This window comes from Serratia sp. 506_PEND (genome assembly GCF_001076875.1).
GTDB lineage: Bacteria > Pseudomonadota > Gammaproteobacteria > Enterobacterales > Enterobacteriaceae > Serratia > Serratia marcescens.
In genome coordinates, this window is record NZ_JVEL01000314.1 from 1 (window position 1) to 8,867 (window position 8,867).

11 protein-coding genes are annotated in these 8,867 nt (G+C 55.7%); 1 reads left to right on the forward strand and 10 read right to left on the reverse strand.

The genetic code is table 11. From position 1 onward, the window contains the following. The 9 genes from tuf to fkpA all read right to left on the reverse strand — a co-directional run. A partial coding sequence (gene tuf / locus ADK28_RS08680; protein ID WP_048795439.1) for an elongation factor Tu occupies window positions 1–1,169 on the reverse strand: 1,169 nt, incomplete at its 3' end. A gap of 70 nt (window positions 1,170–1,239) precedes the next feature. Next, a complete protein-coding gene (gene fusA, locus ADK28_RS08685) occupies window positions 1,240–3,354 on the reverse strand; it encodes an elongation factor G (protein ID WP_028127620.1) in 2,115 nt (704 codons plus the stop codon). Between the two features lie 93 nt (window positions 3,355–3,447). After that, complete coding sequence (gene rpsG / locus ADK28_RS08690) at window positions 3,448–3,918, reverse strand: 30S ribosomal protein S7 (protein ID WP_004956203.1); 471 nt, start codon at window positions 3,916–3,918, stop codon at window positions 3,448–3,450. A gap of 96 nt (window positions 3,919–4,014) precedes the next feature. Next, window positions 4,015–4,389, reverse strand: coding sequence for a 30S ribosomal protein S12 (gene rpsL, locus ADK28_RS29930; RefSeq protein WP_004930426.1), 375 nt, complete (start codon window positions 4,387–4,389; stop codon window positions 4,015–4,017). Between the two features lie 143 nt (window positions 4,390–4,532). Continuing rightward, window positions 4,533–4,820: a sulfurtransferase complex subunit TusB gene (gene tusB / locus ADK28_RS08700; RefSeq protein ID WP_019456119.1), complete on the reverse strand. Its 288-nt coding sequence runs from the start codon at window positions 4,818–4,820 to the stop codon at window positions 4,533–4,535. 9 nt (window positions 4,821–4,829) lie between these two features. Beyond that, complete coding sequence (gene tusC / locus ADK28_RS08705) at window positions 4,830–5,189, reverse strand: sulfurtransferase complex subunit TusC (protein ID WP_016930328.1); 360 nt, start codon at window positions 5,187–5,189, stop codon at window positions 4,830–4,832. 7 nt (window positions 5,190–5,196) lie between these two features. Continuing rightward, entirely contained in the window at window positions 5,197–5,586 is a 390-nt protein-coding gene (tusD, locus tag ADK28_RS08710; protein WP_016930329.1) for a sulfurtransferase complex subunit TusD, read from the reverse strand. Next, window positions 5,586–6,308 (reverse strand): helix-turn-helix transcriptional regulator, encoded by a 723-nt coding sequence (locus ADK28_RS08715; protein ID WP_033639238.1) that lies wholly within the window; start codon window positions 6,306–6,308, stop codon window positions 5,586–5,588. The genes tusD and ADK28_RS08715 overlap by 1 nt, the downstream gene beginning before the upstream one ends. A gap of 372 nt (window positions 6,309–6,680) precedes the next feature. Further along, window positions 6,681–7,520: an FKBP-type peptidyl-prolyl cis-trans isomerase gene (gene fkpA / locus ADK28_RS08720; RefSeq protein ID WP_016930330.1), complete on the reverse strand. Its 840-nt coding sequence runs from the start codon at window positions 7,518–7,520 to the stop codon at window positions 6,681–6,683. 356 nt (window positions 7,521–7,876) lie between these two features. Here fkpA and ADK28_RS08725 point away from each other — a divergent pair, with 356 nt between their 5' ends. Continuing rightward, the gene (locus ADK28_RS08725) at window positions 7,877–8,104 is read left to right on the forward strand and encodes a SlyX family protein (RefSeq protein WP_004930414.1); all 228 of its coding nucleotides are present in this window, start codon (window positions 7,877–7,879) and stop codon (window positions 8,102–8,104) included. Window positions 8,105–8,119: 15 nt separating this feature from the next. Here ADK28_RS08725 and ADK28_RS08730 read toward each other — a convergent pair. Beyond that, window positions 8,120–8,867 (reverse strand): MalY/PatB family protein (locus ADK28_RS08730; protein WP_048795440.1); only part of this gene is annotated, 748 nt, incomplete at its 5' end.

An 8,867-nucleotide genomic window follows, 5' to 3' on the forward strand; every position in this document is an offset into this window, starting at 1 on the left:
GCAACAACACCAGCGCCTACAGTACGGCCGCCTTCACGGATTGCGAAACGCAGACCGTCGTCCATCGCGATTGGGTGAATCAGGGTTACAACCATGTTCACGTTGTCGCCTGGCATTACCATCTCTACGCCTTCTGGCAGTTCGATGGTACCGGTCACGTCAGTGGTACGGAAGTAGAACTGTGGACGGTAGCCTTTGAAGAATGGCGTGTGACGACCACCTTCATCTTTGCTCAGGATGTACACTTCAGATTCGAACTGGGTGTGCGGCTTGATGGAGCCTGGCTTAGCCAGTACCTGACCACGTTCGATTTCTTCACGTTTGATACCACGCAGCAGAACACCTACGTTCTCACCAGCACGGCCTTCGTCCAGCAGTTTGCGGAACATTTCAACGCCAGTACAGGTAGACTTAACGGTGTCTTTGATACCAACGATTTCAACTTCTTCGCCAACTTTGATGATACCGCGCTCAACACGACCGGTAACAACGGTACCACGACCGGAGATGGAGAATACGTCTTCGATTGGCAGCAGGAACGGCTTGTCGATAGCACGCTCTGGCTCTGGGATGTAGCTGTCCAGGGCTTCGGCCAGTTCGATGATTTTCGCTTCCCACTCAGCTTCGCCTTCCAGCGCTTTCAGCGCGGAACCGCGGATTACCGGCAGGTCGTCGCCAGGGAAGTCGTAAGCGGACAGCAGTTCGCGAACTTCCATTTCTACCAGTTCCAGCAGCTCTTCATCATCAACCATGTCGCATTTGTTCATGAATACGATGATGAAAGGAACGCCAACCTGACGACCCAGCAGGATGTGCTCACGAGTCTGAGGCATTGGGCCGTCAGTCGCAGCTACTACCAGGATCGCGCCGTCCATCTGAGCAGCACCGGTGATCATGTTTTTCACGTAGTCGGCGTGCCCTGGGCAGTCAACGTGCGCGTAGTGGCGAGTCGGGGTGTCATACTCAACGTGAGAGGTGTTGATGGTGATACCACGAGCTTTTTCTTCTGGCGCGTTATCGATCTGGTCGAAAGCACGTGCAGAACCGCCGTAGGTTTTAGCCAGTACGGTAGTGATCGCTGCAGTCAGGGTAGTTTTACCGTGGTCAACGTGGCCGATAGTACCAACGTTAACGTGCGGTTTTGTACGTTCAAATTTTTCTTTAGACACGGCTATATTCCTTACTATAGCGCTCTCCCCTTCTGGAGAGAGCACGGGACTTTGGTTTTAACCCTGCGGCTTATTTGCCACGGGCTTCGATTACGGCCTGAGCGACGTTGTTCGGTGCATCATCATACTTCAGGAATTCCATGGTGTATGATGCGCGACCTTTAGTCAGAGAACGCAGCTGAGTTGCGTAGCCGAACATTTCGGACAACGGTACTTCAGCGTGGATCTTAACGCCAGTCACTTCAGATTCCTGACCGCGCAGCATGCCGCGACGACGGCTCAAGTCACCGATAACGTCACCGGTGTTCTCTTCTGGAGTCTCAACTTCAACCTTCATGATAGGCTCAAGCAGAACTGGTTTCGCTTTCTTAAAGCCTTCTTTAAAGGCGATAGACGCGGCCAGTTTAAACGCCAGTTCAGAGGAGTCAACGTCGTGGTAAGAACCGAAGTGCAGACGAATACCCATGTCTACTACCGGGTAACCAGCCAACGGACCAGACTTCAGCTGCTCCTGGATGCCTTTATCAACGGCAGGGATGTATTCGCCAGGAATTACACCACCTTTGATGTCGTTGATGAACTCGTAACCTTTCGGGTTAGAGCCCGGCTCCAGTGGGTACATGTCGATCACAACGTGACCGTACTGACCGCGACCACCAGACTGCTTGGCGTGCTTACCTTCAACATCGGTAATCTTCGCGCGAATCGCTTCGCGGTAAGCTACCTGAGGTTTGCCCACGTTAGCTTCAACGTTGAATTCACGCTTCATGCGGTCAACGATGATGTCGAGGTGCAGTTCACCCATACCGGCGATGATGGTCTGGTTAGACTCTTCGTCAGTCCATACGCGGAATGACGGGTCTTCTTTAGCCAGACGGCCCAGAGCCAGACCCATTTTTTCTTGGTCAGCTTTGGTTTTTGGTTCAACGGCGATAGAGATTACCGGCTCAGGGAATTCCATACGCTCCAGGATGATTGGAGAGTCTGGATCACACAGGGTGTCCCCGGTGGTCACGTCTTTCAGACCGATCGCAGCGGCGATGTCGCCTGCGCGAACTTCTTTGATCTCTTCACGCTTGTTGGCGTGCATCTGAACGATACGGCCGAAACGCTCGCGCGCAGCCTTAACGGAGTTCAGCACGGTGTCGCCGGAGTTAACAACGCCGGAGTACACGCGGAAGAAGGTCAGGTTACCCACGAACGGGTCGGTAGCGATTTTGAACGCCAGCGCAGAGAACGGCTCGTCATCACTTGCGTGACGCTCAGCCGGAGTGTCTTTGCCATCGTCCAGGATACCGTTGATCGCAGGAACGTCAGTTGGTGCCGGCAGGTATTCGATTACCGCATCCAGCATCGCCTGTACGCCTTTGTTCTTGAACGCAGAACCACAGGTAACCAGGATGATTTCGTTGTTCAGCACGCGCTGACGCAGAGCGGATTTGATTTCTTCCTCGGTCAGCTCTTCGCCGCCCAGGTATTTTTCCATCAGCTCTTCGGAAGCTTCCGCAGCGGACTCGATCAGGTTCTGGCGCCATTCTTCAGCCAGATCCATCATGTCAGCCGGCACGTCTTCGTATTCGAAGGTTACGCCTGCGTCTTCTTCGTTCCAGTTGATCGCCTTCATCTTCACCAGGTCGATAACGCCGGTGAATTTGTCTTCTGCGCCGATAGCCAGCTGCAGAGGAACAGGGTTGGCGCCCAGACGAGATTTGATCTGGCCAACAACTTTCAGGAAGTTAGCGCCCATGCGGTCCATTTTGTTAACGAACGCGATACGTGGCACTTTGTATTTGTTAGCCTGACGCCATACGGTTTCAGACTGTGGCTGAACACCACCAACAGCACAGTAAACCATTACCGCGCCATCCAGCACACGCATGGAACGTTCTACTTCGATGGTGAAGTCAACGTGCCCTGGGGTGTCGATGATGTTTACGCGATGCGGTTCGAACTGCTTGGCCATACCAGACCAGAAGGCAGTAGTCGCTGCAGAAGTGATGGTAATACCACGCTCCTGCTCCTGTTCCATCCAGTCCATGGTGGCAGCGCCGTCATGAACTTCACCGATTTTGTGGTTTACACCGGTGTAGAACAGAATACGTTCGGTAGTGGTGGTTTTACCGGCGTCGATGTGAGCACTGATACCGATGTTACGGTAGCGTGCAATGGGTGTTGTACGAGCCATTTGATTCCTCTATTCCTAGGGCGTTCAAGTTCAGTTAACCCAAGCGGGCCGATTTGACGCGCCCGCTTGGTTAGCATGACTACAGCCGGGTGATTACCAGCGGTAGTGGGCGAACGCCTTGTTGGCTTCGGCCATACGGTGAACGTCTTCACGCTTCTTAACAGCAGAACCTTTGTTCTCTGCTGCGTCAGACAGCTCGTTCGCCAGGCGCAGAGCCATGGATTTATCACCGCGTTTACGTGCAGCATCAACGATCCAACGCATTGCCAGAGCATTACGACGAACCGGGCGGACTTCAACTGGTACCTGATAAGTAGAACCGCCAACGCGACGCGACTTAACTTCTACAGTCGGGCGAACGTTGTCGAGAGCGACTTCGAAAGCTTCCAGGTGATCTTTACCAGAACGCTGAGCCAGGGTCTCCAGCGCGGTATAGACGATTGCTTCTGCAGTAGATTTTTTACCGTCTACCATCAGGATATTTACAAATTTGGCCAGCAGCTCAGATCCGAACTTAGGATCTGGCAGGATTTTACGTTGGCCGATTACGCGACGACGTGGCATGGAAATACTCCGTTGTTAATTCAGGATTGTCCAAAACTCTACGAGTTTATTTTGACATTAAAGTTAAAACGTTTGGCCTTACTTAACGGAGAACCATTAAGCCTTTGGCTTCTTCACGCCGTACTTGGAACGAGCTTGCTTACGGTCTTTAACACCGGAGCAGTCAAGTGCACCACGGACGGTGTGGTAACGCACACCTGGCAAGTCTTTTACACGACCGCCACGGATCAGGATTACGGAGTGTTCCTGCAGGTTGTGGCCTTCGCCACCGATGTAGGAAGTCACTTCGAAACCGTTGGTCAAACGCACACGGCAAACTTTACGCAGTGCGGAGTTTGGTTTTTTCGGGGTAGTGGTGTATACGCGGGTGCATACGCCACGTTTCTGCGGGCAGGCTTCCAGCGCTGGAACGTTGCTTTTAGCAGCCTTCACAGAGCGTGGTTTGCGAACCAGCTGGTTAATTGTTGCCATTAAAAAAGCTCCTGGTTTTTGCTTCGTACTAGCTTCGTAAACATGTGATAAATCCCCTCGTATGCACTATTGGCAAAGTACGAGGACGCAGAATTTTAGGGCTGACCAGTATGGGTGTCAAGAAATATACAACATCACTCTCATTACCAGGCCATTTGGCTGCGGTGTTGTTCGGTTAATTCAACGAAGTGATTATAGCCGACGACAGTGATTTTGTGCGAAAAATGACCAACCAATCCCCGGGCTTCCAGGTCGTCCTGCAACGCATAAAGGGATATGGGGGCGGCGAGCAGCAATTCAAGATGGGCGCTGCCGGCAAGGCCTGCAAGCACGCCGTCCTGCAACAGCAGCAGCGCGTCGCCCTCCGCCGTCAGGCGCAGCAGCGCAGGTAAGTCACATTGGTTTGGCGAATGGCTCAGGGTATACAGCATCAGAGGATCCTAAAACGTCATCACGGCGTCGTAGCCGGCAAGCTCGCGGCGCAGTTCGTCCGGCGCCAGTACTTCCGCATCCAGCACCCAATCGTTCACTTGGCTCAATCCGCGTTCCTGCAGTGAAGCCTGGCACAGATAGCACCGCTCCACGTCATACAGCGGCAGCACGCCGAAGGTGGCAATGTAATTGCGCGCCAAAATCTTTTCCGGTTGCTGGCCCGGCAACAGCTGCAATACGCCATCGCCGACAAAAAACACCCCCACATCTTCACTGAGCGCCGACGTGGCGAGCAGCGCATCCAGCCCTTCCCTGCCGCTGGCGCCGCCGTGCGGCCCATGGGTGAAAACAAAAGCGACTCGTTTCATCCTATCCTCAGAACTGCACCAGACGGTCGCAACTCAGCGACGCTTCGGCCAGGGAACCCAGCCCGCTCAGGGTAAAGCCGGGCTGCAGGTTGGCGCTTGCCAGCCCCTGCTGCGCCGCCTCCCGCTCGTCGGTGACACCGCGGCGCAGCGCGGCGGCCACGCAGACGTTGAGCGCCACGCCGTGTTGCTGCGCCAGCTGCGCCCAACCGCGCACCAGGTCGAACTCATCGCTGGCGGGCGCGGTCAGCTGGTTGGCGTTCAACACCCCTTCACGGTAGAAAAAGACGCTGGAAAGCCGGTGCCCTTTCGCCAGCAGGGCCAGCGCGAACTGATAGGCGCTGCTGGCCTGCTGCGTGCCGTAAGCCGGGCCGGTGACCAACAGACAATAATCGAGCATCAACGGTCGCTTCCCAACAGATCGCCGCTCTTGAACTGGCGGATGTACAAATACACGGTGTGTTTGGAGATATTCAGGCGATCCGCCACCTGATTGATCGCATCCTTGATGTCGAAGATGCCTTTCTCATAGAGGTTGAGCACTACCTGGCGGTTCTTGGCATTATTGGATACCGAGCGATCGGCATTCACCTCTTCGATGGTGAACTCCAGCGTCTGCGCCACCAGATCGTCGACTGAAGACGCGAAATTCACCGACGACGGCACGTCCTGCGTGGCCGGCGGCATAAAGGTCTGCATGATCTGCGAGAACGGCACATCGAGGTTCATGTTGATGCACAACAAACCGATTACCCGCTGTTCGCAATTGCGAATCGCGATGGTCACCGACTTCATCAGCACGCCGCTCTTGGCGCGGGTGAAGTAGGCTTTCGACACGCTGCTGTCGTCGCCGGCCATGTCGTGCAGCATGCGCAGCGCCAGGTCGGTGATCGGCGAACCGATTTTACGCCCGGTATGTTCCCCGTTGGCGATGCGCACCGCTGAGCTGTTCAGATCTTCCAGCGCGTGCAATACGATCTCGCAGTGGCCGCCGATCAACATCGCCAGCCCATCGACCACCGCTTCATAGGATTTCAGGATTTCATGATCCGTTTGAGTAAACGGACGTTCATTCAGCAAATCAAGTTCGCTGGCTTCGCTGGATAAAAGCGAATTCGACATCGAAGATACCACCCTCATAGATCGCCTGTGCCAGGGGGCGCAGCTAAAACCGCTCGGACCGGATCGCTGCCGTCGTCGGCACGCCGCAGCGCGGCTGGCTGAGAGCAGCATAAACGGCACGATGACATCCGCGGGCGAGGCGGCCGGGAACAATTTTAGGTACACGCCCTAAGGGGCAGACGCATGACTGATAAGTCAGAATTATTAGTCTAGCAAAGCGGCCGGAGCAAAGTCCTTGCGTTTGCGCGTGGTATTGACGTTAAGCCCGATGCCCGGCAGGCGTCAAGCGTTCAATGGAGAGAGAGGCGGCGGCGGCCGAAATGAAAACCGCCGCGGAGGGCATCCGCGGCGGTGGCAAACAGAGCGACGAGATTATTTCGCTTTGGCGTCTGCTTTCGCGTCAGCCGGTTTTTCGGCTTTAGCGTCGGCTTTCGGCGCCGCTTTCACGTCCAGCAGCTCAACGTCGAACACCAGCGTGGAGTTAGCCGGGATGCCCGGAACGCCGGTTTTGCCGTAGGCCAATGCCGGCGGGATCACCAGCTTGATTTTGCCGCCTTTCTTGATGTGCTTCAGGCCTTCGGTCCAGCCAGGGATCACGCCGTCCAGACGGAACGACAGCGGCTCGCCACGGGTGTAGGAGTTATCGAACTCGGTACCGTCGGTCAGGGTGCCCTTGTAGTTTACTACCACGGTGTCGCTGTCTTTCGGCGCTTCACCCGCGCCCGGTTTCTCTACCTGGTACAGCAGGCCGGATTCGGTTTTCTTCACGCCTTTTTCTTTAGCGAAGCTGTCGCGGTACTTGGCGCCTTTGGTTTCGTTGTCCTTGGCGTCCTGTTCCATCTTCGCCTGAGCGGAAGCCTTCACGCGCGCTTCGAAGCCCTGAAGGGTCTTCTCGATGTCGGCGTCGTTCAGCTTGCTCTTGTTGGCGAACGCGTCCTGAACGCCGGCGATCAGCTGATCTTTGTCCAGCTTGATGCCCAGCTTCTCTTGCTCTTTCAGAGAGTTGTCCATGTAACGGCCGAGAGACGCACCCAGTGCGTAAGCGGCTTGCTCGTCGTCGTTTTTGAACTTGCCGGTGCTCGGTGCTGCCGCCGCGTCCGCTGGTTTAGCGGCTTCTGCCGGTTTGGCGGCATCGGCTGCCATGACCTGGGTCGCATTCAGAGCAAAAGCCATGGTGGTTGCCAGAAGCGTGACTTTAAACAAAGATTTCATCCATTTCTCCAGTGTCTGAAGCAATGCCCCAAACAATCATTAGGTAAGATAACCGGGCTACTATAGCTGCCTGAAACAAAACAAAACAGTCGCACAGGTAACCAATCGAGTCAAAGTGTGACTCCCGCTTTGCCAAGAAGTTTCCCCCTGCGTGCTACTCGCATGATAAATCAGATTTTTCTTGCAGAATATTCGGCGAGGTTAGCAAAAAACGGCGTATCGGGCGTGCAACTTTTCAGCACTTTACACTGCCGATCGCAACGTTGCGCGCCGCCTGGAGAAATAGCGCGAGCAAACCCGGCGTCAGCTGTTACCATAGCGCCGAATCAGGATTTTATCGCGTCAGAGGTAGCCTCATGCACAACGCCGACATTCAACGCCTGCTACAGCGGCTTGAAGAACTGGAGAGCCGTCAGGCCTTCCAAGAGCTCACCATCGAAGAGCTCAACCAGACCGTCATCCAGCATCAAATGGAAATGCTGAAGATGCGCGAACACCTGCGCATGTTGACCGACAAGCTGCGCTCGACCCAAACCTCAATGATCGCCTCGCAATCGGAAGAAACCCCTCCGCCGCACTATTGAGGGCCCGCTGTACGGTTATTTCAGGCGTGCCAGCCCTTCGACGGCACGCTCGAGATACCGGCGCGGGCACCCCAGGTTGATGCGGATAAAACCGCTCCCCTGCGGGCCGAAACCGCTGCCCATCGACGGCGCCAGCTTCGCCACCGCCACCAGCGCCTGCTGTAAGTCAGCATCGTTCAAACCCAGTGCACGGCAATCCAGCCAGGCGAGATAGGTCCCTTCAGCCTGGGTCATCGAGCACCAGGGCGCGGCGGCCGCCAGCGCCCGCTCAAACCAACGCCGATTCTCCGCCAGGTAGCCGAGCAGCTCATCAAGCCAGGCAGCGCCCCGTTGATAGGCCGCGGTCGCCGCCGTCATCGACAGCGCGTTGAATACATCCAGCCCGTGGGCGTTCAGCCGATCGACAAACGCCTGCCGCAGCCGGGCATTGGGGATCAGAAAATTCGAAATGCGCAGCGAAGAGAGTCCGAAGGTTTTGCTGGCGGACGTCGCCGCAATCGCTCGCTCGCGATATTCCTCGTCCAGATGCAACACCGACGTAAACGTCTCGCCGGGCAGCAGCAGATCGGCCCAAATTTCATCGGAGATCACCGTGACGTCGTGGGCATGGCAAAGCGCCATGAGCCGCTCCAGTTCATCGCGGCGCCAGCAACGGCCTGTCGGATTGTGCGGATTGCACAGCAACAACAGCGGCGGTTTACGCTGCGCCAGACAGGCAGCCAACTGGTCGAAATCGATCCGATATCCCTGCGGAGTTTCCAAC

What these genes read in the sequence shown, in the direction of transcription:
- ADK28_RS08715 (WP_033639238.1), bottom strand. Translation starts at nt 6,308, where the DNA reads ATGTCGAATTCGCTTTTATCCAGCGAAGCCAGCGAACTTGATTTGCTG.
- ADK28_RS08725 (WP_004930414.1), top strand. Translation starts at nt 7,877, where the DNA reads ATGCACAACGCCGACATTCAACGCCTGCTACAGCGGCTTGAAGAACTG.
- fusA (WP_028127620.1), bottom strand. Translation starts at nt 3,354, where the DNA reads ATGGCTCGTACAACACCCATTGCACGCTACCGTAACATCGGTATCAGT.
- rpsL (WP_004930426.1), bottom strand. Translation starts at nt 4,389, where the DNA reads ATGGCAACAATTAACCAGCTGGTTCGCAAACCACGCTCTGTGAAGGCT.
- tusC (WP_016930328.1), bottom strand. Translation starts at nt 5,189, where the DNA reads ATGAAACGAGTCGCTTTTGTTTTCACCCATGGGCCGCACGGCGGCGCC.
- tusD (WP_016930329.1), bottom strand. Translation starts at nt 5,586, where the DNA reads ATGCTCGATTATTGTCTGTTGGTCACCGGCCCGGCTTACGGCACGCAG.
- tusB (WP_019456119.1), bottom strand. Translation starts at nt 4,820, where the DNA reads ATGCTGTATACCCTGAGCCATTCGCCAAACCAATGTGACTTACCTGCG.
- fkpA (WP_016930330.1), bottom strand. Translation starts at nt 7,520, where the DNA reads ATGAAATCTTTGTTTAAAGTCACGCTTCTGGCAACCACCATGGCTTTT.
- rpsG (WP_004956203.1), bottom strand. Translation starts at nt 3,918, where the DNA reads ATGCCACGTCGTCGCGTAATCGGCCAACGTAAAATCCTGCCAGATCCT.